Source organism: Methylibium sp., from assembly GCF_013817345.1.
In the GTDB taxonomy this organism is placed as follows: domain Bacteria; phylum Pseudomonadota; class Gammaproteobacteria; order Burkholderiales; family Burkholderiaceae_C; genus Methylibium.
In genome coordinates, this window is sequence record NZ_JACDCW010000047.1 from 1 (window position 1) to 21,701 (window position 21,701).

At 68.4% G+C, this 21,701-nt stretch carries 24 protein-coding genes and 1 pseudogene; 3 read left to right on the forward strand and 22 right to left on the reverse strand.

Going from position 1 to position 21,701, the window contains the following annotated elements; all coding sequences use genetic code 11:
- The 21 genes and pseudogenes from H0W40_RS10555 to H0W40_RS10655 all read right to left on the reverse strand — a co-directional run.
- A pseudogene (locus H0W40_RS10555) lies at positions 1–259 on the reverse strand (protein TolA); the annotation flags it as partial.
- A gap of 23 nt (positions 260–282) precedes the next feature.
- A complete protein-coding gene (locus H0W40_RS10560; RefSeq protein WP_292445968.1) occupies positions 283–711 on the reverse strand; it encodes an ExbD/TolR family protein in 429 nt (142 codons plus the stop codon).
- 11 nt (positions 712–722) lie between these two features.
- Complete coding sequence (gene tolQ / locus H0W40_RS10565; RefSeq protein WP_292445970.1) at positions 723–1,412, reverse strand: protein TolQ; 690 nt, start codon at positions 1,410–1,412, stop codon at positions 723–725.
- Positions 1,409–1,810, reverse strand: a complete 402-nt coding sequence (gene ybgC, locus H0W40_RS10570; RefSeq protein WP_292445971.1) for a tol-pal system-associated acyl-CoA thioesterase — start codon at positions 1,808–1,810, stop codon at positions 1,409–1,411. The genes tolQ and ybgC overlap by 4 nt, the downstream gene beginning before the upstream one ends.
- A gap of 4 nt (positions 1,811–1,814) precedes the next feature.
- Entirely contained in the window at positions 1,815–2,318 is a 504-nt protein-coding gene (locus H0W40_RS10575; protein ID WP_292445973.1) for a TssQ family T6SS-associated lipoprotein, read from the reverse strand.
- 2 nt (positions 2,319–2,320) lie between these two features.
- Entirely contained in the window at positions 2,321–3,901 is a 1,581-nt protein-coding gene (locus H0W40_RS10580; RefSeq protein WP_292445975.1) for a serine/threonine-protein kinase, read from the reverse strand.
- A 203-nt stretch (positions 3,902–4,104) separates the two neighbouring features.
- Positions 4,105–5,286 (reverse strand): pyridoxal phosphate-dependent aminotransferase, encoded by a 1,182-nt coding sequence (locus H0W40_RS10585; protein WP_292445977.1) that lies wholly within the window; start codon positions 5,284–5,286, stop codon positions 4,105–4,107.
- Positions 5,287–5,534: 248 nt separating this feature from the next.
- Positions 5,535–6,014, reverse strand: coding sequence for a transcription antitermination factor NusB (nusB, locus tag H0W40_RS10590; RefSeq protein ID WP_292446024.1), 480 nt, complete (start codon positions 6,012–6,014; stop codon positions 5,535–5,537).
- 20 nt (positions 6,015–6,034) lie between these two features.
- Positions 6,035–6,517, reverse strand: coding sequence for a 6,7-dimethyl-8-ribityllumazine synthase (ribH, locus tag H0W40_RS10595; protein ID WP_292445979.1), 483 nt, complete (start codon positions 6,515–6,517; stop codon positions 6,035–6,037).
- A gap of 35 nt (positions 6,518–6,552) precedes the next feature.
- Complete coding sequence (gene ribBA, locus H0W40_RS10600) at positions 6,553–7,656, reverse strand: bifunctional 3,4-dihydroxy-2-butanone-4-phosphate synthase/GTP cyclohydrolase II (RefSeq protein WP_292445981.1); 1,104 nt, start codon at positions 7,654–7,656, stop codon at positions 6,553–6,555.
- Positions 7,657–7,713: 57 nt separating this feature from the next.
- Entirely contained in the window at positions 7,714–8,331 is a 618-nt protein-coding gene (locus tag H0W40_RS10605) for a riboflavin synthase (RefSeq protein ID WP_292446026.1), read from the reverse strand.
- A 39-nt stretch (positions 8,332–8,370) separates the two neighbouring features.
- The gene (gene ribD, locus H0W40_RS10610; protein WP_292446028.1) at positions 8,371–9,498 is read right to left on the reverse strand and encodes a bifunctional diaminohydroxyphosphoribosylaminopyrimidine deaminase/5-amino-6-(5-phosphoribosylamino)uracil reductase RibD; all 1,128 of its coding nucleotides are present in this window, start codon (positions 9,496–9,498) and stop codon (positions 8,371–8,373) included.
- Positions 9,499–9,506: 8 nt separating this feature from the next.
- On the reverse strand, positions 9,507–10,721 hold the full coding sequence (locus tag H0W40_RS10615; protein ID WP_292445983.1) for a prepilin-type N-terminal cleavage/methylation domain-containing protein: 1,215 nt from the start codon (positions 10,719–10,721) through the stop codon (positions 9,507–9,509).
- A gap of 23 nt (positions 10,722–10,744) precedes the next feature.
- Positions 10,745–12,007: a hypothetical protein gene (locus H0W40_RS10620; protein WP_292445985.1), complete on the reverse strand. Its 1,263-nt coding sequence runs from the start codon at positions 12,005–12,007 to the stop codon at positions 10,745–10,747.
- Between the two features lie 12 nt (positions 12,008–12,019).
- A complete protein-coding gene (locus H0W40_RS10625; protein ID WP_292445987.1) occupies positions 12,020–12,772 on the reverse strand; it encodes a PilW family protein in 753 nt (250 codons plus the stop codon).
- Positions 12,730–13,215, reverse strand: a complete 486-nt coding sequence (locus tag H0W40_RS10630; protein WP_292445989.1) for a GspH/FimT family pseudopilin — start codon at positions 13,213–13,215, stop codon at positions 12,730–12,732. The genes H0W40_RS10625 and H0W40_RS10630 overlap by 43 nt, the downstream gene beginning before the upstream one ends.
- Positions 13,215–13,700, reverse strand: coding sequence for a type IV pilin protein (locus H0W40_RS10635; protein ID WP_292445991.1), 486 nt, complete (start codon positions 13,698–13,700; stop codon positions 13,215–13,217). The genes H0W40_RS10630 and H0W40_RS10635 overlap by 1 nt, the downstream gene beginning before the upstream one ends.
- 102 nt (positions 13,701–13,802) lie before the next feature.
- Entirely contained in the window at positions 13,803–14,339 is a 537-nt protein-coding gene (locus H0W40_RS10640) for a GspH/FimT family pseudopilin (RefSeq protein WP_292445993.1), read from the reverse strand.
- Between the two features lie 125 nt (positions 14,340–14,464).
- Positions 14,465–14,908 carry a transcriptional regulator NrdR gene (gene nrdR / locus H0W40_RS10645; protein ID WP_292445995.1) on the reverse strand — a complete coding sequence of 148 codons (444 nt, stop codon included), beginning with the start codon at positions 14,906–14,908 and terminating at the stop codon, positions 14,465–14,467.
- 98 nt (positions 14,909–15,006) lie between these two features.
- Entirely contained in the window at positions 15,007–16,257 is a 1,251-nt protein-coding gene (glyA, locus tag H0W40_RS10650) for a serine hydroxymethyltransferase (protein ID WP_292445997.1), read from the reverse strand.
- A 248-nt stretch (positions 16,258–16,505) separates the two neighbouring features.
- Entirely contained in the window at positions 16,506–17,423 is a 918-nt protein-coding gene (locus tag H0W40_RS10655; RefSeq protein WP_292445999.1) for a lytic transglycosylase domain-containing protein, read from the reverse strand.
- A gap of 227 nt (positions 17,424–17,650) precedes the next feature.
- Between H0W40_RS10655 and H0W40_RS10660 the strand changes: the two genes are divergently transcribed.
- Positions 17,651–19,237, forward strand: a complete 1,587-nt coding sequence (locus H0W40_RS10660) for a UbiD family decarboxylase domain-containing protein (protein WP_292446001.1) — start codon at positions 17,651–17,653, stop codon at positions 19,235–19,237.
- 251 nt (positions 19,238–19,488) lie between these two features.
- Here H0W40_RS10660 and H0W40_RS10665 read toward each other — a convergent pair whose 3' ends face one another.
- Positions 19,489–20,304, reverse strand: a complete 816-nt coding sequence (locus H0W40_RS10665; protein ID WP_292446003.1) for a YdcF family protein — start codon at positions 20,302–20,304, stop codon at positions 19,489–19,491.
- A 283-nt stretch (positions 20,305–20,587) separates the two neighbouring features.
- Between H0W40_RS10665 and msrA the strand changes: the two genes are divergently transcribed.
- Both msrA and H0W40_RS10675 read left to right on the forward strand, forming a co-directional pair.
- Positions 20,588–21,133: a peptide-methionine (S)-S-oxide reductase MsrA gene (msrA, locus tag H0W40_RS10670; RefSeq protein WP_292446005.1), complete on the forward strand. Its 546-nt coding sequence runs from the start codon at positions 20,588–20,590 to the stop codon at positions 21,131–21,133.
- Between the two features lie 121 nt (positions 21,134–21,254).
- Positions 21,255–21,689 (forward strand): hypothetical protein, encoded by a 435-nt coding sequence (locus H0W40_RS10675; RefSeq protein ID WP_292446007.1) that lies wholly within the window; start codon positions 21,255–21,257, stop codon positions 21,687–21,689.
- Positions 21,690–21,701 lie beyond the last annotated feature (12 nt).

Sequence of the window (21,701 nt, forward strand, 5' to 3'; positions counted from 1 at the left end):
GAGCCGGCTCGGGCGGCGGTGGGGGCGGGGGCGGTGGGGGTGGAGCCGGCTCGGGCTCCGCAGCGCGCGGCGCAGCGGCCTTGGGCACGGCGGCCCACAGCTCGGCCTCGGCGCCCTCGGGCTCGCTACTGCGCCAGTTCACGCCGATGCCAAGCGCCACGATCAGCCCGAGATGGGCGATCAGCGCCAGCAGGGCACCTCGCGAGAGCTTGTCGGGCGCGCGCGGGCGCAGTTCGTCGGTCACGGGAGCGCGGCTCATCTGCTTGTCTCGGTCCGCGTCCCTCACGTCCCGGTCGCCTTGACCGCCAACCCAACGCGTTGCACGCCGGCCCGCTGCAGCGTGTCCATCACCTTGACGACCTGCTCGTACCTGACGTTGCGATCGGCCGCGATGATGACCGGCGCATCGGCGCTGCCGCCCTGCAGCGTGCCGACCTGAGCGGCCAGCTCTTTCAGCGTGGTGCGTGCGCCTTCCTTGCCGTCCACACGAAGTCGCAACACGTCGTCAATGCCGACCACCACCTCGATCACGCGATCGGGTTGGCGTGCGGCCTTGCCGACCGTGGGCAGATCGACCACGCCGGTCGTGATGAGCGGCGCACTGACCATGAAGATGATCAGCAGCACCAGCATCACGTCGATGAAGGGCACCATGTTGATCTCGTTGATGGTGCGACGGCGGGTGCCGTGGCGGGCGTTGAGGGAAGCCATTGCGTGTCTCCTCAGTGCGCGCCGGCCTGGCCGATGTTGCGCTGGAGGATGTTGGAGAACTCCTCGATGAAGGTTTCCATCTGGATGGCGATGCGGTCAATGTCGCGCGCGAAGTTGTTGTAGGCCAGCACGGCGGGGATGGCTGCGAACAGGCCAATGGCGGTGGCGACCAGCGCCTCTGCGATACCCGGCGCCACGCTTGCCAGGGTGACCTGCTGCAGGTTCGCCAGGCCAGTGAACGCATGCATGATTCCCCACACCGTGCCGAACAGCCCTACGTAAGGCGAGACCGAACCGACCGAGGCAAGGAAGGACAACCGCGACTCGACCACGTCGAGTTCGCGCTGGAAGCTTGCCCGCATGGCGCGGCGTGCGCCGTCGAGCAACGCGCCGGCATCGAGCACGCGCTTTTCGCGCAGCTTGAGGAATTCACGCATGCCCGAGGCGAAGATGCGGTTCATCGGCCCGCCCTCTTCGGCGCGTTTGGCGGCGTCGGCATACAGGTCCTGCAGGTTGCGCCCGGCCCAGAACTCGCGCTCGAACTCGCCGTTGAGCGTGCGCACCCGCTTGAGGCCGAACATCTTGCCGAAGATCACCGTCCAGCTGGCTAATGAAACCGCGAGCAGCCCCACGATGACGAGTTGAACGACCAAGCTCGCCTGCAGCACGAGCTGGAAAATGGACATGTCTGCTTGATTCATGCGAGCCGTTCGAGAAGGAAGTTCGGAATGCGGCGTGGGCGGAAGGTTCCGCTGTCCACGCAGCCGATGCGGATGCGGCCTTCGGCCAGCACTGTCGCGCCGCGCCGGCACGCCTGCGCGAAGACCATGCTGGCACGGCCCTGTTCTGTGATTTCGACGCTGACCTCCAGCGAGTCGTCCAGACGAGCCGGCTGCAGGTAGCGCACTGTAGTTTCGCTGACGACGAACACCGTGCGCTCGGTCCTGCGCAGCGCCTCTTGCTCGACGCCGCGCGAGCGCAGCCATTCGGTGCGCGCGCGCTCGAAGAACTTCAAGTAGTTGGCATAGAACACCACGCCGGCGGCGTCGGTGTCTTCCCAGTACACGCGCAGTGCAAAGCGGAAATCGGAGGTCGGCAAAGGCTCAGCGCGTGTCGGTGGCCGGCGGGCCGAGGCGGCGATAGACGGGGCCCCAGGTCGGGTGGCCCGCCTCGGCCTTGTTCAGGGCGAAACCCGGTTCGGCACTGCGCGCGGCGCGAAACGCCGCTTCGCACAGCTTGCGGCGCTTGCTGGTGCAGTAGACGAAGGCCAGCGTCTTGTTGGCCGCGGCGCGGTCCTGCGGCGATTGCAGGCCCGCCTTCAGGGCCCTGCCCAGATGGCGCTCGGCCAGCTTGTACTGGCCGTTATCGTAGGCGCGCAGACCGGCGAGCAGCGCTTGCTCGGCCGGTTGCGAGGCCAGTTGCACGATGCTGGGCGGCGCGGGCGGTGGTGCGGGCTCGGGGGCAGGCGGGGGTGCTGGCTCCGGTGCGGCATTCACGGCTTGTGTGGGTGGGGGTTGCGGCACAGGCGCCGGCGGCTGCAGGTGGGCACAGGCGGCCAGCATCAGCAGCAAAGCGGTGGCGAGCGGGCGTTGCAAACGGGCGGTCATGCTCAAGGTCCGAAACGGTGCCGGATTGTCGCGGTCTCGTCGCCTCCGACCTCGATGGTTCTCACATGCGGGGCGAAGGCGCCGTTGCGCAGCCTCACGGTGTGGCGCCCGGGTGTCAGCGACAACTGGCGCAGCGGGGGCGTGATGCCGACCACGCGGCCATCGATTTCGACCTCGGCCCAGGGGCTGACGGCAAGCTGAAGGATGCCGGTTGCGGCGCCCTCTGCCGGCGTGGCAGTGGGCTGCACCGTGGTGCCGGCCGCTGCAAGGCCTTCGGCCGGCTCGTTCGTCGCGGCAGTGCTTGCAGTGGCCGACGCGGCCAGGCCATCGGCCGCGGTTGCATTTGCAAGGGCGGCGGGCGCGGCGGGTGCGGACTCGATCTCCTCGGCCGGCGGGGTGAGCGCCGTTGCCGGCTTTGCCGACATCGCCGTCGAGCGGGCCGGCCCACTGCCAGGGGGTGACGTCGATTTGCCGGCCGCCAGGCCCGGGCGGTCCGGCGGCGCGGCCATTGCGTACCAGAGGCCCACACCGACGAGCGCGGCGCCGCACAGCGCCGCAGCGAGCAGGCCGGCCCGGGTGCGGCCACGCGCCACCGGCAGGCCGTCGTCCTCGTCCGAGTGCAGCACCTCGGGCGTGGCCTGCAGCCATTCGTGCAGTTCGCGGGCGAGCACGCGCGCGGATCGCTGGCGGTCTTCGGGACGCTTGGACATGGCGCGCGCGGCGATGTCCGACAGCGCCTGCGGCACGGCCGGTGCGACCGTGCGCGCCGCAGGCGGCTGGTGCTCGCGCACCGCTCGGGTGATGGCCTCGAGCGAGTCGCCGTCGAAGGCGCGCCGGCCGCACAGCAGTTCGTAGAGCACCACGCCGAGCGAGAACACGTCGGTGCGCCGGTCGGTCGCCTCGCTCCTCATCTGCTCGGGCGCCATGTAGTGCGGCGAGCCGCCGGCCGCGCCGCTGTCGGCCGCATGCGCGATGCTGGCGATGCCGAAGTCGAGCACCTTGGGCTGGGTGCGGCCGACCATGAAGATGTTGGCCGGCTTCACGTCACGGTGCACCACGCCCTTGCTGTGCGCGTACGCCAGCGCATCGGCGGCGCGGCGGATGATCAGCGCAGCCTGGCCGGCGCTGGGCCGCCAGCCCTCGGCGAGAAGCTCGCGCAGGTCCTTGCCCTTGAGCAGCTCCATCGTGATGTAGGCCCCCTGCGGGCTGATACCGGCATCGAACACGGTGACGATGTGCGGATGGCTGAGCTGTGCCGAGGCGCGCGCCTCGTGCAGGAACATTTCGTTGAAGGGTTCGCGCCCGGCGGTTTCCAGCGGGGTGCTGCTGCCGGCGGGCATGAGATTGAGCGTCTTGATGGCAACCCGGCGCGAGAGCAGCGGATCGTCGGCCGCATACACCGTGCCCAGGCCGCCGGCGCCGATGCGGTACTTGAGCGCGTAGCGGCCGATCTGGCCGATGGTCGGCATCGCGGACGAGCCGCCATGCGCCGGCAGGTCCTCAAGCAGCACCGTGTCGGCGTGGTCGCCGTCCGGCGGCTCCGTGGCGGCCGCCTTGCTGAGGGAGGAAGGGACGTTTTCCACGCGGGCGAGCTTAGACGATGACCAACGCCGCCCGGGCGCAGTGCGTCACGCCGGCAACGGCGCGGTCGTAACCGCCTGTCACGGGGCTTGCCACAGGGCCTGACGCGGCGCTGGGCACGGCGCTTGTCGCGCTTTTAGTGACGGCGTCCCTGACGACTCTTTTGCTGATGCCTTCATGCGGACCGGTGCTTGTGGCCACGTCGTCACGCCAGCACGCGCCGCAGCCGTTCGACCGCAGACTCGAGCTGCGGCAAGCTGCTCGCGTACGACAGCCGCACGAACCGCTCGCTGGCCTCGCGGCCGAAGTCACGCCCCGGCGTCAGCGCGACGTGGGCACGCTCCATCAGATCGAAGGCAAAGTCCCAACTGCTTTCGGCATGACTTGAACAATCGGCCCAGGCGTAGAAGGCGCCGTCGGGCATCACGGGGACGTCCAGACCGAGCGAGCCCAACGCCGGCACGAGAAAATCGCGTCGTGCCTTGAACGCGCTGCGGCGCAACTCGTACTCGGCGATCGACTCCGGCTCGAAACAGGCCAGAGCCGCATGCTGGGCCACGCTCGACGGGCAAATGAAGAGGTTCTGCGCCAGCCGCTCGACCGGCGCCACCAGGGCTGGCGGCAGCACCAGCCAGCCGAGCCGCCAGCCGGTCATGCTGAAGTACTTGGAAAAGCTGTTGATCGAGATCACGTCGTCGCCATGGCTCAGGGCGCTGTGGCCGAAGGCTTCGTCGTAGCTGAGACCGAGGTAGATCTCATCGACCAGCGTCACACCGCCGCGCTCACGCACCGCCTGCACGATGCGGCCCATCTCGGCGGCGGCGATCGAGGTACCGGTCGGGTTGGAAGGCGAAGCCAGCAGCACGCCGCGCGTGTGCGGGCCCCAGGCCCGCCGCACCGCGTCGGCACTCGGCTGGAAGCGCTGCGCTGGGCCGCAGGGAAGCAGCACCGGCAAGGCATCCGCTGCGGCGACGAAATGGCGGTTGCACGGATAGCCCGGGTCGGGCATCAACACTTCGTCGCCGGATTCGAACAGCGCCAGACAGGCGAGCTGCAGCGCGGCGGAGGCGCCGGCGGTGACGACGATGCGCTCGGCATCGATGTCCAGGCCGAAGCGCTCGGCGTACCAGCGCGAGAGCGCTTCCCGCAGTGCCGGGAGGCCCGTGGCCTGCGTGTACTGCGTGCGGCCTGCGGCCAGGCAGCGCTGCGCCGCTTCGAGCACCGCGGGCGGCGCAGTGAAGTCGGGCTCACCGATGTTGAGGAAGATCATCGGCTCGCCGCCCTGAGATGGGTCGCAAACCGCACTGGCCGCGATGCGCGTCGCCGCCTTGGCGCACTCCATCACGTAGAAGGGTTCGATGTGGGCGAGGCGCCGGGCGAGTTTCATGCGAGCGGGCGACGGAACATGCGGTTCATGCGGGCACCCTCACCTGCGGTGCGCGCAGCGGCTTGCAGGCCGCTGCCGCTCGGCGGGCTCGCCGCATGCGGCTCGAAAGCCCCGCCTCGCCCCCAGCCCTCTCCCGCACGCGGGAGAGGGCGTCGTGCGGCATTGCCGCCTCGCCCCTGCGAGCGGGAGAGTGCGTTGTGCCGTCTTGCTCCCGCGCCCCTCCGGGGAGAGGCTTGGGGTGAGGGCGCTCACCGCCGTGCCTGCACCTCGACGGCCCGCAGCTCGGCTGCCGCCTTGTCGAGCACCCCGTTGACGTACTTGTGACCGTCGGTGCCGCCAAAGCTCTTGGCGAGTTCGACCGCCTCGTTGATCGCCACACGGTAGGGAATGTCGATGCAGTGCTTGAGTTCGTAGGCCCCGATCATCAGCACGCCGTGCTCGATCGGCGAGAGTTCGGTGGTCTTGCGATCGACGTGGCGGGCCAGCACCGCGTCGAGGTCGACCGCCTCGCGCACGCAGCCATGCAGAAGCGCATCGAAATGCTTGGCATCGGCCTGCTTGAAACCGTCCTGCTCGCGCATGTGGGCGTCGATCACGCCGGCGTCGCTGCCCTGTATCAGCCATTCGTACAGGCCCTGCAGCGCGAACTCGCGCGAGCGGCGGCGCGAGGATTTTTGTGCTGGCCGCTTGCCAGCGGGCTTGTTCGGCGAGCGGGGAGCCGGCGCCACGCCTTCGGCTTCGTTTGCGGTCACGACAGCGCTTCCATCAGATTGGCCATCTCGACCGCGACCCGGGCCGCGTCGCGCCCCTTCTCGTCGGCGCGGGCCCAGGCCTGGTCTTCCGTCTCGACGGTCAGGATGCTGTTGACGACCGGCGTGCGGTGGTCGAGCGACACCCGGCTCACGCCTGCGGCGCTCTCGTTGCTGACGAGCTCGAAGTGATAGGTCTCGCCGCGCACCACGCAACCCAGGGCGATCAGCGCGTCGAACTGGTTGCGCCGCGCCATCGCCTGCAGCGCGATCGGCACTTCCAGCGCGCCGGGCACGGACACATGCTCGATGTGCTTTTGCGCAACGCCGAGTCCTTCGAGCTCGGCCAGGCAGGCGCCGGCGAGCCGGTCGGTGATCGCGGCGTTGAAACGCGCCTGCACGATGCCGATGCGCAGGCTCTCGCCTTCGAGTTCGGCGATCGTGTCGCCGAAGATGGTGTTGCCGGGATCAGCGCCTTGCATTGGACCTCGTGTGGAAATGGGGATCGTCGTCGGCTTCATTCGGGGGCCACGAAGCGCGTGACCTCGAGCCCGTAGCCTGCCATGCTCGGCATGCGGCGCGGGCTGCCGAGGAGCCGCATCTTCACGACGCCGAGTTCGCGAAGGATCTGCGCGCCGACGCCGTAGGTGCGCAGGTCCATCTGGCCGCGTTGCACGCTTGCCGCTGCGGGATGGCCGCCGTCCTGCGTCAACTGCTGCAGCAGCCCTTCGCCGGTTTCGCCGCAGTTGAGCAGCACCGCGACGCCGCGCTCCGCCGTGCGCAGCGCGGCCAGCGCTTTCGGCAGCGGCCAAGAATGCCCGCAGCGGCCGGCGTCCAGCAGATCCAGCACCGACAGCGGCTCGTGCACGCGCACCAGCACTTCGTCCTGCGCGCTCCAGCGGCCGACGCTCAGGGCCAGGTGCAGCCCGCCGAAGCGGTCGCGAAAGGCAATGCAGTCGAACGGCCCCTCGGGCGTGACGAGCTTGCGTTCGGCCACCCGCGTGATCAACGATTCGTTGCGGCTGCGGTACTCGATCAGGTCGGCGATGCTGCCGATCTTGAGGGCGTGCTGTTCGGCGAAGACTTCCAGGTCGGGCAGCCGCGCCATGGTGCCGTCGTCCTTCATGATTTCGCAGATCACCGCGGCCGGCGTCAGGCCGGCCATCAGCGCGAGATCGCAGCCGGCTTCGGTGTGCCCGGCACGCATGAGCACGCCGCCGTCTTGCGCCTGCAGCGGAAAGACGTGGCCGGGCTGCACCAGGTCGCCTGGCTGGGCTTCGCGCGCCACCGCCGCTTGCACGGTGCGCGAGCGGTCGGCAGCCGAAATGCCGGTGGTCACGCCGCTGGCCGCTTCGATGGAGACGGTGAAGGCCGTGCCGTGCTGGGTGCCGTTGCGCGAGGTCATCGGCGGCAGCTGCAGGCGCTCGCAGCGCTCGCGTGTCAGGGTCAGGCAGATCAGGCCGCGGCCGTGCTTGGCCATGAAGTTGATCGCCGCCGGTGTGACGTGCTCGGCGGCCATCACCAGGTCGCCTTCGTTCTCTCGATCTTCCTCGTCGACGAGGATCACCATGCGGCCGGCGGCCAGCTCGGCGAGCAGTTCGGGAACGGGGGAAATCGGCATGGCGAGATTGTAGGTGGCGCCTCGCGCGGCGCCGCCTGCAGCGCGGGGCCGGCGTGACTACCGAGCGGTCATCGCGCGCTCGACGTAGCGGGCGATCAGGTCGATTTCCAGATTGACCCGCGCCCCGGCTTCGAGCGAGCCCAGCGTCGTGTGCTCGAGCGTGTGCGGAATGAGGTTGATGGCCAGCTCGGTGCTGTTGTCGTGATCGCTCACGCGGTTGACCGTCAGGCTCACCCCATTGACCGCGACCGAGCCCTTCAAAGCCAGGTAGCGGCCGAGCGCGCGTGGCGCCTCGATGCGCAGCTCCCACGATTCGCCGACCGGGGCGAAGTACGTCACCGTGCCGATGCCATCGACGTGCCCGGCGACGATATGGCCACCGAGGCGGTCGCTCGCACGCAGCGCCTTCTCCAGATTCACGGGGCCGGACGAGTCGAGGCCGCAGGTCTTGTCCAGGCTTTCTGCAGAAATGTCGAGCGTGAATCGGCCGGCGGCGGCGTCGAGCGTGGTGGCCGTCATGCATGCGCCATTGATCGCGATGCTGTCGCCGATCTGCACGTCGTCGAGATAGCCGGGCGGCGTGGCGACGGTCAGGCGCAGGCCGTGCGAAGGATCGGCGCCAAGGGCGTGCGCTTCGGTGATGCGGCCCAGGCCGCTGATGATGCCGGTGAACATGGAGCCGATTGTCTCAGCCATGCGGCGCCGAGCGCCCGCTCAGAAATCGGCGCGGCCTGTCGGGCGGGCGATGATGCGCAAGTCGTCGCCAACGCGCTCGACGCTGTGAAAACCGAGCGCGACCGCATCGTCGAGCGAGGCCAGCGGGCCGAAACGGGCCATCTCGCGGCCCGCGCCCAGAAGCCTGGGCGCCAGATAGATCAGGAACTCGTCCACCAGCCCGGCCCGCACGAATGAGCCGTTGAGTTTGTGCCCCGCCTCGATGTGCAGTTCGTTGACTTCGCGTGCCGCCAGATCTTCGAGCAGCGCGGCCAGGTCGACCTTGCCGCCGTCGCCGGGGCAGACATGGACCGCAACACCGAGTTCGTTCAAGGCGGCACGCTTGTCCGCTGCGGCGCCGATGAGTTCCTTGGCGGTGTAGATCAGAACTTCCCCGGGAGGCTCGAGCACGCGAGCTTGCGGGGCGATCTCCAGCCGCGAATCGACGACGACTCGCAGCGGCTGTCGTTCGGTGGGGACCAGGCGCACGTCCAGACGCGGGTCATCGTCCTGCACCGTCCCGATGCCGGTGAGCACGGCCGAAGCGCGCTTGCGAAAGGCGTGCCCGTCGGTGCGTGCCGCCGGGCCGGTGATCCACTGGCTGGCACCGTTCTCGAGCGCGGTGCGGCCGTCGAGCGAGGCGGCAATCTTCATGCGCACCCAGGGGCGCCGGCGGGTCATGCGCGAGAAGAAGCCGATGTTGAGTTCGCGAGAGGCAATGGCGAGCGGATCGTCTTCGGCCAGCACCGTGACCTCCACACCGGCCGAGCGCAGCAGGGCGATGCCGCGGCCGGCCACGAGCGGGTTGGGGTCCTGCACGGCAATCACCACGTGGGCGACGCCGGCGGCGATCAGCGTGTCGCAGCACGGCGGCGTGCGGCCGTGGTGGCAGCAAGGCTCCAGGCTCACGCAGGCGGTGGCGCCGCGCACCGAGGCGCCACGAGAGGCCGCGTCGGCGAGCGCCTCGACCTCGGCATGCGAGGCGCCGGCGCGCTGCGTCGAGCCACTGCCGAGCACCGCGCCGCCGGGAGCGACGATCACGCAGCCGACGCGGGGGTTGGGGTCGCAGCGGCCGATGGCGGCTTTGGCGAGGGCCAGGGCGAGCTGCAGGGGGGCGTGGAACAAGATGAGGGCCGCTATTGCAGCGGCGTATTGTCCGCGGAAGCGGGGCAGTCGGCCGGCGTGGCAGCGGAGGAGCGGCAGTCTTGGTGCACGACCAGCGTGCCGCCGAACGGCGGCGTCGGCGGCGTGCAGGTCTCACCAGGGCTGCTGTCGATGAAGTAGTTCTGGTTGTCCAGCGAAGTCTCGACGTTGCTATAGAGCTGATCGTTGCGCTGGTTGTCGTTGAGCAGATCGCTGCGCTCGAATTGAATGCGGCAGACCTTGTGGTTCGCCGTCGTCGGAATGCCGCCGAGAAGCAGTCGGCCCGACCAGCCGCTGGTGGTGGTGATCGGAATCACGCACAGGTAGTAATGGACGTCGGCAAGGTTGTTGCCGGTGTTCTGGTCCTTGGCAATCGAATAGGCGCAGGAGATCAGCTTGCCGCCGCTCGCGTCCTCATCGACCACCTCGCTGGTGTTGATGCCGGTCGGCAATGTCGGCAGGGACCCCGCAGGCGGAATGCCGGTCGGCATCACAGCACCGGTGACGAAGCCAGAAACGATGACGGCCGTGAACGGGAAGCAAACGGCCGTGCCGCCCGAGTACGCGGCGTCGGTCACCAGGGTGTTGCAGCGCTCGACCACCAGCCCGGTCGTGTTGTTGAACACCATCGCCAGGTCCGGCTTGAACTGATAGACGCTCTTCTTACCTTCATCGAGTTCGATTGCGGCCACCGGAATGTTGATGTTGCGGTTCTTCGGTTGCCGGACATTGCCGTCGGCCGGCACTGCCACGCCGAGCGCGCCGACCCGCACCGGGTCGGTGTTGGAGATCACCGAGGTGAGCGTGACCGACTGCGGCTCGCCGGCGCGGTCCACCCAGGCGACCGTCACGCTGACCGGCCGCAGGGCGTCTTGCGGCAAGCCCTCGACGATCCAGCTACGGCTGAAGAGGGTGTTGGAGTAGGTGGAGGCGATCGGGTTGGCGGGGTCGTTGGAGACCGTGTCCAGGTCCTGCCAAGCCAGCGGCACTGCGGGGTCGGAAGCGATGCCGGTGTACGAGCGCATCACTTCCATGCGCTCTTGCGCCAGGCGCATCGCCTCGGTGCGCTGCTTGGCAACGTCGGCGTTGCGCGACAGCATGATCTGCATGCCGGCAAGAGCAAGCAGGCCGAAGGCGATGATCAACAGGGCGATCATTGCCTCGATCAGCGTGAAGCCGCGTTCCTTCGGCGAGACGCGAGGGCTCATGGCAGGCCTGTCCGGTCTCACGGCTAGCTCGGTCGGGGAAAGTCGCGCCAGGTGCCCGGCACCCGCACCATCACGGCCGACGCGCGCTGCACGTTGCGAAGTGCAATGGGGTCATACGTGATCCGGCCCGTCCCCGTGCCGGTGAAAGCGGCGCACGCGAGCAGGGCGCCCTGCACCGCGGGCGTTCCGGCGTCCAGCGTGGCGGCGTTCGCGAACACGAGCCCGTGCACCAGCGCGCTTCCACTGAGAGTGATTGCGCCGTGCGAGACCAGTGTGACGGGATCGGCGGGACTGCCCAGCGTGCCGGTACTCAGCTGCCCTCCTGCGCCCCGCAGAAAAAACGAACGCCAGCCTTCGCCGTAGGCGTTGGCGACTTCGGGACAGGAAGTCGAGGAACACTCGATCGCCTTCGTCGTCGGCGCATTGACATAAGCCGCAAGCGTCGAGCCGAAGTAGGCTCGGAAGAGAGCGCCGCCCGTGCACAGCGGATCGGCCGCTGCGATCTTCGCAAGCGCCGCATCGTCGGCGAGCACCGAGTTCTCGGGCGGCAGGCCGGCAATGGTGGCGACATGGTCAGCGGTGAAGGTGACCGGCCCGGCCGCGTCGATGGTGATGCCGTTGGTGGCGACGTCCAGGTTCTCGACCGTGACCGTGCCGATGTTGCAGTTGGCGCCGCAGGTGAGTGCGGAGGCCGGCACCGAGCGGATCAGCGGGCTCAGCTTGACGGTGCCGGACACGGTCGCCGTCGCATCCGCGGAGCCGGCGGTGAGATCCGTGCAGGCGCCGGCGAGGGCGCTGCAACCGGTGGAGGTGATGCGCACGCTGTCCTCATCGCCCCCCGGGGTGAACCGCACCGTGAATCCCGGCCACATCGCCGCGCCCAATGCCGCCGGCGCCTCGCCGCTGGCGGGCACGTTGGGACAATGGCAACTCAATGCAGTGCCGTTGAGGGTGCAGCCGGGAAAGACGTTCTCGGCCGGTAGCAAGCCGGGCAGCGTGGGGGCCGGCGGCACGTACTTGCTGCGGAACGTCGGCGCGGTGGATGGGCTCAGGTCGGGCGTGCAGTCGTCCTGCATCTTGTGCGGCCGGTTCAGCATGCCGGTGGCCCATTCCAGCCCGGCCTCGGCGACTTCGAGCGCCGTGGTCGAACGCAGCTGATTGGCAGAGGAGCGCTGCTCGAAGATCAGGCTGCGGTTCAGGTAGAAGAGGACGATCGAGGCGCCGACCAGCAGCAGCATGGAAATGGCCAGCGTGCCGATGCCTCGTTGGAGTCGTGCGCGGCGCATGCGGCTTTTCTGTCAGACGGGGCACTCGCCCGCGAATTGGTCGTTGCGCACGCGCACGCTCTCGCGCAACTGGCGCGTGATCGCGGCATTGCCCGGGCCGGCGGCGTTGGCTTGCAGCAGGATGTCGTAGCGGCGAAGGATGAGGGTGGGCGGATCGGGGCAGGTGTAGGTCGCGCCGGTCGGCGGTGGGCAAACCTTCGCGCAGGCATCGCCCAGCGCGACCGGTGTTTCGCTCGCGGTGATTTCGAGCGCGGTGACGGTGATCACGTCGGGGTCGGTGATCGACTGCCATTGGGTGCCGTCTGTGCGCATCCGGATCGCGCCTCTGTAAAGCTTAAAGCCGAACTGCTCGTTGTTTTCGACGGAGCTGTTGCCGTTGCGCGCGAAGGAGTAGGTGATCTCCGAATCGGCGACGCCGTAAGTGCCTGCGATCGCCTTGTGTGGATTCGGCATCGGCGCCGCGGCGACGCCCTTGATCGCCTCGGCCCAGTAGCCCGCGCGGCGCAGGTCGCGGGCGATCAGGTCGGCCGCCGTGCGCAGATCCTGGTTCACACGGGCCTCGATGAGCAATCGCCGGCTGCTGTCGAGGTTGCCGACGAACAGGCTGATCGCCCCGCCGACCAGAAACAGTCCGAGTGCAGCGCCGACCAGCAGCTCGACCAGCGAGAGGCCGCGCTGCTGCCGGAAGCCCTGCTTCGCGAGACGACTGTTCGACGGGGCTCTCAACATGGTGCGTAGCCCTTGAAGCTGCCGTCGGGCGAGCACAGCCGCACGCGACCCATGAAGTTGTTGTCGACCTGCAGTTGGGCGGCGGTGCGGCTGCTGGTGACAGTGATCGATTCGTCACCGCCGCTGGTTTCGAGCGGGATGCCGCGCAGGCCGGTGTAGGTGAGGCTCACGCCGCCGGTGACCGTCAGTTCGGCGGGCAGCGCGACGCGCTTGATCAGGGTGGATGTCGGCAGACTCGTCACGGTGATCGTGTAGCCGTTGCCGCCGGCCTGCGTGGTCAGCGCCACATCGAGCTGCCGGCTCACGGCTTCGGAACGCGCGTAGTGCAGGTCGGTGCTCAGTTCGTTCGCCGCGCCTTCGAGCCGCCGCCGCGCCAGCAGGTCCAGGAAGGCCGGTACCGCCAGCGTGAGCAGCACGGCCGTGATGAGCACCACCGCCATGAGTTCGATGACCGTGAAACCGCCTGCGGCGCGATTCATCATCGGCTCCAGCATTCCACCGGTGTATGGGTGCCGACGCCGGCGGCCACGGCGATCGTCAGCACGGTGCAGCCGGTGTCGCCGCTCTGGCCCTTGCCGGCCGCGGCGGTGGCGGTCAGCGTGTAGCCGGTGCCCGAGACGCCCGAGACGTTCAGGCCGTAGTAGCCGCGCGGGCTTTCTCCCGGGAGCCCGAGGCCCGGCGGCGTGTCGGTCGGGGTCGCCGTCAGGGAGGTTGCATAGCTGCTGTTGCTGCCCCGCCAGCGCTCCTGTGCCTGCTGGACCTGGGTCATCGCCACGATGGCGTCGGCGCGCCGGCCCCGGCGTGCCTGGTCCATGTAGCTCGGATAGGCGATCGCGGCGAGCACGCCGATGACGGTCACCACGAGCATCAACTCAATCAGCGTGAAGCCGGCGACATCAGCGCGAGGGCTGCCTTGCAGCGCGCCGGGTCGGCGCGTCAGGCCGTGAACACCGTGCTTGTGCATCGGGCGATTATCGGCACGGCGCTTGACCCCACATCGATGAGCCGCGCCGCCGGTCCGCTGCCGTAGGCCGCCCATCGCCGCCGCCATCGTGGCTGGGACTGCTCAGCACGGCCGGTAGCCTGACAGGCCGCCGGCAGGCACGCAGGTTCGCACGCGACCGAGGATGTTGACGACATGGCGCACGCGGATGCCTTCCGCAGAAGCGATATTGATGGTCGCCGCGGGCGAAGTGGTGCCCCTCACCGGGTCGTAGCCCATCGCGGCGGAGGATTTGCCGTTGACGGTCACACCGATACCCGTCGGCGCCTGTACCGCCTTGATCGGCTCGGCGGCGCCCACGCACTCCGCCGCGCCGTCAGCGGCACAGGTGCAAGCCGATTCCGGCCCGGTATGAATGACGTAGCAGCTCGCGCCGGTGGGCAGCGTGCTGAAGCTGAACTGCAGGCGCTGGTTGCGGGCGACGGCTTCGCTGCGCACGAACTGCAGGTCGCTGGCCAGTTCGGCCGCCACGCCCTTGATCCGGAGGCTCTGGCGCGTATCGCCGAAGCCGGCGACCGCGCTGGTCGCCACGATCGCCGCGATGGCCAGGACGATGCTGGCTTCGATCAGTGTGAGACCGCGTTGCGCTGCGTTGTTCACCGAGAGCCTCTTCCTGCGTCTTGATGGGATGCAGGAAATTTAGGCCGACCCGGCCTGCAGCGCTTCGCCCCGGCAGGGGCCCTCTGAGGAGCGATTGAATCGCGACCGGGCCGCTGCGGCCGCGCTCAGATGTCCTTGATCAGCCTACTGAACTCGTCGACGCCCTCGAAGCTGCGATAGACCGATGCGAAGCGCACGTAGGCGACCTTGTCGAGCTTCTTCAGCTCGCGCATCACCAGTTCGCCGATGCGCGCGGAAGGCACCTCGTTGACCCCAGCGACGAGCAGCTTCTCTTCGAGCCGCGCCAGCGCCGCATCGACCTGGTCGATGCTCACCGGCCGCTTGCGCAGCGCCAGCATCATCGAAGCCTTGATCTTGCTGCGATCGAACTCGCTGCGGCTGCCGTCCTTCTTGACCACCGCCGGCATCGCCAGTTCGGCACGCTCGTAGGTGGTGAAGCGCTTGTCGCACGACGGGCAGCGGCGCCGGCGACGGATCACGTCGCCTTCGTCGGACTCCCGGGTCTCGGCGACCTGGGTGTCCTCGTGGTTGCAGAAGGGGCAGCGCATGCCGGCTCAGCCGCCCCGGCTGCAGCGGGGTTGCCCCCAGGGGGCCGTTGCGCACCCCCTGCCGGGGGAGCGGCGCTGCAGAGCGGCAAGCGTGAGGGTCACTTGTAAACCGGGAACTCGCGAGTGAGCGCCGCGACCTTCTCGCGCACCGCGGCCAGATTGGCTTCGTCGCGCGGTTTGTCGAGCACGTCGGCAATCAGGTGGGCGGTCTGCACGGCCTGTGCCTCCTTGAAGCCGCGCGTCGTCATGGCGGGCGAGCCCAGACGGATGCCGCTGGTGATCATCGGCTTTTGCGGATCGTTCGGGATGCCGTTCTTGTTGCAGGTCATGTGGGCAGCACCCAGGAAGGCTTCGGCTTCCTTGCCCGTCAGGCCCTTGGGCTGCAGATCGACCAGCATCAGGTGGCTTTCGGTGCGGCCGCTCACGATGCGCAGGCCGCGCTCGACCAGGGTGCGGGCCAGCGCGTCGGCGTTCTTCACCACCTGCTGCTGGTAGGCCTTGAACTCGGGCGAGAGTGCTTCCTTGAAGGCGACCGCCTTGCCGGCGATCACGTGCATCAGCGGGCCGCCCTGCAGACCGGGGAAGACGGCGCTGTTGATCTTCTTGGCGATGGCCTCGTCGTTCATCACGATGATGCCGCCGCGCGGGCCGCGCAGGCTCTTGTGGGTGGTCGAGGTCACCACGTCGGCATGCGGCACGGGGTTCGGATACACGCCGGCGGCGATGAGCCCCGCGTAGTGCGCCATGTCGACCATGAAATACGCGCCGATGGCCTTGGCCACCTTGGCGAAGCGCTCCCAGTCGATGCGCAGCGAATAGGCCGAGGCGCCGGCGATGATGAGCTTGGGCTTGTGCTCGTGGGCCAGCCGCTCCATCGCGTCGTAGTCGATCTCTTCCTTGGCGTTCAGGCCGTAGCTCACCACCTTGAACCACTTGCCGCTCATGTTGAGCGCCATGCCGTGCGTCAGGTGACCGCCTTCGGCCAGGCTCATGCCCATGATGGTGTCGCCCGGCTGCAGCAGCGCGAGGAACACGCCTTGGTTGGCTTGCGATCCCGAGTTGGGCTGGACGTTGGCGAAGTTGGCGCCGAACAGTTGCTTGAGGCGGTCGATGGCCAGTTGCTCGACCACGTCGACGTACTCGCAGCCGCCGTAGTAACGCTTGCCGGGGTAGCCCTCCGCGTACTTGTTGGTGAGCTGCGTACCCTGCGCCTCCAGCACGGCGGGGCTGGTGTAGTTCTCCGACGCGATCAACTCGATGTGCTCTTCCTGGCGGCGGTTCTCGTTCTGGATCGCGACCCAGAGTTCGGGGTCGACTTTGGCGACGGTGGATTGGGTGCGGTCGAACATGCTGCGGGCCTCTGGGCGATTCAAGGGGTGGCCCTGCGACGAACGAGAGCCGGTCGGTTACCGGGACTCGGCCTCGAGGGCTGCCAGGCGCGCGGCACGACGCGGCGGTTCACCGCCTGCGGCAGCGCTTTCCGGTGGCAAGCCACCCCGAACCGGTACGGCCGGTCCATGTCGCCTTCACGCTGCGCACCGATGGTAACGGAGGCGACACGGTCCGAAAGGTCCGCCTCGCCTGAAAGCAAGCCGCTTCAGCGCGAGGCGAGGCGCTCGGGCTCGGCCGCATCAACCGCCTCGGCGGCAGGCGGGATTGCGGGCGTGGCCGCCTCGACCGGAGCGGTTGCTGGCAGCAGGCTCGGTGGCGGAATCAGCGGCGCGGTCACGGCCACCTGGCGGCCTGCGGCCACCGAGCGCAGGTGCGCTTGTTCGGCCAGCACCTTGCCGGCGTAGCCGCCGTCGTGCGGCAGGTTGGCGGCGCCCACGTAGTACTTGAGCCCACCTTCCAGGCTGCCGGCTCGGGCGATGCACTCCTTGAGGATCTGTACACCCACGCGCAGGTTGGTGACGGGGTCGAAGGCCGCATGGTTGCCGCCGAAGGCCTCGTACTTCTCGTCGTGGATAACGGTCATGACCTGCATCAGGCCCTGAGCGCCGACCGGGCTCTGGGCGAACGGGTTGAATCGAGACTCGATCGCCATCACCGCAAGAATCAGCGTCGGCTCCAGCTTGGCGCGCTCGCCCACGGCCCAGGCTTCCTGGACCAGCCGGCTCAGCGGCTCGGGGGCAACACGGTAGCGGCGCGAGAGCCAGGAAGCGACGGCCGCCTGGTCGCGATCGAGCCCGCTGGGATCGACCGCAGTGACGCGCGCCACGGCATTGCTTTCGCCCAATGCCAGTGCCAGACCGGCCGGAGAGTCGTCGGCGTCGATGCGGGCGATGTGGCGGGTTTGCAGCCAACCAAAAGCGCTCTCCTCGACGGTGTGACGCAGATCCGCACGGTTGACGAAGAACAGGGAGAGGGCGACCACCACCAGACCGACCAGCGCCAGAGAGTTGTGCGAAACCTCCAGCAAGCCTTGGCCGGCGTCTTTCGCGAACACCACGAAAGGGCGGGCGAATTCGGCGATCTTGCTGCGCAGGGACTGGCTGGAAAAACGGAAGGCTGTCATGTCTGTCCTCTCGAAACTGCGCTGCGCGTGGGCGGTTGGGCACCCGTGGCGGCATAGTTCAGTCGTTACATTCGTTCGTCTGTGCCCGGCCATACACCGGGCAATCACAGCGCTGTGGCCTCCAGCGGTTAATGCGGGTAATCCCTAGTTCAGCGATTCGACGAATTCTAGGAATGCTCGAAATAACCAGTCAACCCTATCGAATCAACTTGTAATTACAAAAAAGCATGAAGTACCGCGATTTACGCGAGTTCGTGGCGGGGCTGGAGAGGCTCGGCGAGTTGCAACGCGTCGCAGAGCCAGTCTCCACGCGGCTCGAGATGACCGCGCTCAGCGATCGGGTGCTTCGGGCGGCTGGTCCGGCCTTGTGGTTCGACCGCCCGTTTGCGGGGTCGGCGAGTTACAACATTCCGGCCTTGACAAATCTGTTCGGCACGACGCGGCGGGTGGCGCTGGGCATGGGCGCGAACGATGTCGGCGAGTTGCGCGACGTGGGCCAAGTGCTTGCCAGCCTGAAGGAGCCCGAGCCGCCCAAGGGATTGAAGGACGCTGGCCGACTGCTGCAGATGGCCAAGTCCCTGTGGGACATGAAGCCCTCGCAAGTGCGCGGCGCGGCTTGCCAGCAGGAAGTGATCGAAGGCGGAGACATCGATCTCGGCATGCTGCCGGTCCAGACCTGCTGGCCTGGCGACGCGGGGCCGCTGATCACCTGGGGCCTGGTGATCACGCGCGGGCCTCAAAGCATTCCCGAGCCGCGCCGCCGCCAGAACCTCGGCATCTATCGCCAGCAGGTGATCGGGCCGCGCCAGACCATCATGCGGTGGTTGGCGCACCGGGGCGGCGCTCTCGACTTCCGCGATTTCGCCTTGGCCAATCCGGGCCAGCCGTTTCCCATCGCGGTGGCGCTCGGTGCGGATCCGGCCACGATCCTCGGCGCCGTCACGCCGGTGCCCGACACGCTGAGCGAATACCAGTTCGCCGGCCTGCTGCGCGGCAGCCGCACCGAGGTGGCCGAGTCCGGCGTCGGCGATGCGGGCGTGATGCTGCAGGTGCCGGCCAGCGCCGAGTTCGTGCTCGAGGGCCACATTCCGGTAGCCGCCGCCGGCTGGCGCGGCGAGAGCGCTCACGGCGTGCCGATGAAGGAACAGGGCGGCTACCTGCATGCGCTCGAAGGCCCGTTCGGCGACCACACCGGCTACTACAACGAGCAGGACTGGTTCCCGGTGTTCGAAATCGGCCGCATGACGCACCGCAGTCAGCCGGTCTATCACTCCACCTACACCGGCAAGCCGCCCGACGAACCGGCCGTGCTCGGCGTGGCGCTCAACGAGGTGTTCGTTCCGATCCTGCGCAAGCAGTTTCCCGAGATCACCGACTTCTACCTGCCGCCCGAGGGCTGCAGCTACCGCATGGCGATCGTCTCGATCCGCAAGGCCTATCCCGGCCATGCCAAGCGGCTGATGTTCGGCATCTGGAGCTTCCTGCGCCAGTTCATGTACACCAAGTTCATCGTCGTGACCGACGACGACGTGGACATCCGCCACTGGCCCGACGTGGTCTGGGCCATCACCACCCGCATGGACCCGGTGCGCGACACCACGCTGGTCGAACACACGCCGATCGACTACCTCGACTTCGCCTCGCCGGTCTCCGGCCTCGGCGGCAAGATGGGGCTCGACGCCACCAGCAAATGGCCCGGCGAGACGCAGCGCGAATGGGGCCGGCCGATCAAGATGGAGGCGGCGGTGGAGCAGCGGGTCGCTGCGGCCTTCGACGCGGTGATGGCGGCTGCCGCGCCGCACAAGACCGGCTGAGCGTTCGGTGTCTGGCAGGAATCATCAACCGCCCATCATCGCCCAGGTCCCGGCTCAATCGCCGGGCCGGCCCTCATAGCAGCATCATGCTGGTGTTGCGCTGGCTTGCCTGCTAGTCTTTGCTTGCCTGCAACGCAGGCAAATCAGCGGCGCAGTCTCTGCGCGGCAGGATCCCCGGACCAAATCTCTCCGGAGCTCCCAAGGTGGACATGCCACCTCGCCCCTCCCACCGTGATGGTCGGGAGGGGTTTTTAATTGGGACGGACCGATGCGACGACCAATCCGAGCCGCTCGCGCAGCACCAGCCGCACCTGCTCGAAACCATCGGCACTCGGCATCCAGTCGAGAACGCCACGGTCGGCAGCGCTGAAGTAGCCCATCGGTGCCGCAGTGACGCGCAAGGCGCCCGCGGCCGCCTGCCCGAACTCGTGCAAGGCGCGGGGCATGTGCAAGGCGTGCGTCACCAGCACGATGTGGCGTATGCCGGCGGCTTGCAGCAAGGGCACGCTGCGTTGCGCGTTCTCCTGCGTATCGCGCGATTCGGCTTCGATCCACGTGATCGGGTGCCGGAAGTCACGCAGCGCGATGCGCCGTGCGATCTCGGCTTCCGACGCCCCGCTTTCCACCCGCGCGGCCCAGCCTGCGCCGCCGCTGAAAGCGAGCGGCAGGCCGGTCTCGCGCGCGAGCCGGATGCCATAGCGCAGCCGTTGCAGCGAAGGCGTCCCGAGATCGCTGGTGCCGCTCTCGGGCGCATGCAACACCCGCCCGCCGCCCAGCACGACGATGGCGGTGGCAGGCTTTGCCGCGGCGTTGCGTTCCTGCCTCAAGCCCGAGAGTTCGCTTTCGCCCAACGGCGGCGGCACGGTGAGCAAGGCCTGTTGCAGCCACTGACCGCTGCCTTGGCAGGCGCTCAGCCATATCAGCACGAGGCCCAGGCCGAGCAGCAGCGCGCCGAGCCGGCGTCGCTTGGAGGCGAGCAGGGCGCCGAGCAACGCCAGGAGCAGCCAAGGGACCGGCGGCAGGACCAGCGCGGTCAGGAGCGGCTTGAAGCTTTCGAGGACGGGCATGCGCAGTCCGGTGGCGGTGGCCGGCATTGTGGCCGCGGCGCGTGTGCGCACGGCCTGGCGTGCAGCAGGCTTCGAGGCAATCGGGTGGGCGGTCGGCAATCAGGGGCTTGCCGGAGGTGATGCAATAACGCCAACGCCAACGCCAACGCCAACGCCAACACCAACGCCAACGCCAACACCAACGCGCCTGCCCACCAGCCCGCTTGCCTGTAAGGGCTGCGCCGCGGATTCCGACCACACCGCATCGGCCCGATCCGGCCGCCACTTTTCCCGAGGAGATCTCATGAGCGCAGTTCCCACGCAGACGGCCACGCTGGGAGGCGGCTGTTTCTGGTGCACAGAGACCGTCTTCCTCGATGTCGAAGGCGTGGTGGCCGTGGAATCCGGCTACTGCAACGGCCATGTCGAGAGACCGAGCTACGAGCAGGTGTGCAGCGGCACGACCGGCCATGCCGAGGTAGTGCGCGTGCAGTTCGATCCGCAACGCATCGGCTTTCGCGAGCTGCTGGAGATCTTCTTCGTCACCCATGACCCGACCACCTTGAACCGCCAGGGCAACGACGCCGGCACCCAGTACCGCTCGGGCATCTACACGCACGACGACGGGCAGGTCCGTATCGCCCACGAAGTGATCGCCGAGCTTGCCGCCAGCGGCGCGGTGCGCGGCAAGATCGTCACGGAGGTGTTGCCCGAGGCGAACTACTCGCCTGCCGAGGCCTATCACCAGAACTACTTCGCCCGCAACCCGGAGCAGGGCTACTGCGCCTTCGTCGTCGCGCCCAAGCTGGAAAAGTTTCGCAAGACCTTCGCTTCGCGACGGCGGGCCTGAGGCTCCGCCTACGCTGCGGCGGGCGTTCTTCTGACGCGGCCAAGAGCCGGGATGGCGCCGGCCGCCCGCTGAGCCGCCCCGCCCGCGGATACTCCCGGATCGCGTTCCCCACCCCCGCCTGATGCCGCCGCCGCGTTCCCTGCCGCTTCCCCACCGCCCCGGCCGCTGGCTGGCGGCGCTGCTGGTGTTCGCGCTGCTGGGCCTGCAGACCCTGGGGCAGGCGCACCGCGTCCTGCATCCGCAGACCGGGGCACAGGCCGACGACCATGGTCAACACCACGGTCATTCGCATGGCGTTGTGCCCGCGTTGCCCGCGGTGGCCCCGCGTCACCACGAGGCGGGCCACGGTTGGAGCACGCTGTTCGGCCACCAGCAGCAAGCCGACGCGTGCCAGCTGTACGACCAGCTCTCGCTGGGCGATATGGCGTTTGCCGCCGTCGAGCTCGTCACTGCACTGCCGCTGTCCGGCGCTGCAGGCGCGAGGCTGGGCATGGCGCCCAACGTCGCCATTCGCCTGGCCTATCAGGCCCGCGGCCCACCGCCGATCACCGCCTGATCCTTGCTGCCC

What these genes read in the sequence shown, in the direction of transcription:
- msrA (WP_292446005.1), top strand. Translation starts at nt 20,588, where the DNA reads ATGAGCGCAGTTCCCACGCAGACGGCCACGCTGGGAGGCGGCTGTTTC.
- H0W40_RS10630 (WP_292445989.1), bottom strand. Translation starts at nt 13,215, where the DNA reads ATGAATCGCGCCGCAGGCGGTTTCACGGTCATCGAACTCATGGCGGTG.
- ribBA (WP_292445981.1), bottom strand. Translation starts at nt 7,656, where the DNA reads ATGCCGATTTCCCCCGTTCCCGAACTGCTCGCCGAGCTGGCCGCCGGC.
- H0W40_RS10655 (WP_292445999.1), bottom strand. Translation starts at nt 17,423, where the DNA reads ATGACAGCCTTCCGTTTTTCCAGCCAGTCCCTGCGCAGCAAGATCGCC.
- H0W40_RS10585 (WP_292445977.1), bottom strand. Translation starts at nt 5,286, where the DNA reads ATGAAACTCGCCCGGCGCCTCGCCCACATCGAACCCTTCTACGTGATG.
- ribH (WP_292445979.1), bottom strand. Translation starts at nt 6,517, where the DNA reads ATGCAAGGCGCTGATCCCGGCAACACCATCTTCGGCGACACGATCGCC.
- glyA (WP_292445997.1), bottom strand. Translation starts at nt 16,257, where the DNA reads ATGTTCGACCGCACCCAATCCACCGTCGCCAAAGTCGACCCCGAACTC.
- H0W40_RS10560 (WP_292445968.1), bottom strand. Translation starts at nt 711, where the DNA reads ATGGCTTCCCTCAACGCCCGCCACGGCACCCGCCGTCGCACCATCAAC.
- H0W40_RS10575 (WP_292445973.1), bottom strand. Translation starts at nt 2,318, where the DNA reads ATGACCGCCCGTTTGCAACGCCCGCTCGCCACCGCTTTGCTGCTGATG.
- H0W40_RS10605 (WP_292446026.1), bottom strand. Translation starts at nt 8,331, where the DNA reads ATGTTCACCGGCATCATCAGCGGCCTGGGCCGCATCACCGAAGCGCAC.
- H0W40_RS10660 (WP_292446001.1), top strand. Translation starts at nt 17,651, where the DNA reads ATGAAGTACCGCGATTTACGCGAGTTCGTGGCGGGGCTGGAGAGGCTC.
- tolQ (WP_292445970.1), bottom strand. Translation starts at nt 1,412, where the DNA reads ATGAATCAAGCAGACATGTCCATTTTCCAGCTCGTGCTGCAGGCGAGC.
- H0W40_RS10675 (WP_292446007.1), top strand. Translation starts at nt 21,255, where the DNA reads ATGCCGCCGCCGCGTTCCCTGCCGCTTCCCCACCGCCCCGGCCGCTGG.
- H0W40_RS10615 (WP_292445983.1), bottom strand. Translation starts at nt 10,721, where the DNA reads ATGAGCCCTCGCGTCTCGCCGAAGGAACGCGGCTTCACGCTGATCGAG.
- nrdR (WP_292445995.1), bottom strand. Translation starts at nt 14,908, where the DNA reads ATGCGCTGCCCCTTCTGCAACCACGAGGACACCCAGGTCGCCGAGACC.
- H0W40_RS10665 (WP_292446003.1), bottom strand. Translation starts at nt 20,304, where the DNA reads ATGCCCGTCCTCGAAAGCTTCAAGCCGCTCCTGACCGCGCTGGTCCTG.
- H0W40_RS10635 (WP_292445991.1), bottom strand. Translation starts at nt 13,700, where the DNA reads ATGCACAAGCACGGTGTTCACGGCCTGACGCGCCGACCCGGCGCGCTG.
- H0W40_RS10620 (WP_292445985.1), bottom strand. Translation starts at nt 12,007, where the DNA reads ATGCGCCGCGCACGACTCCAACGAGGCATCGGCACGCTGGCCATTTCC.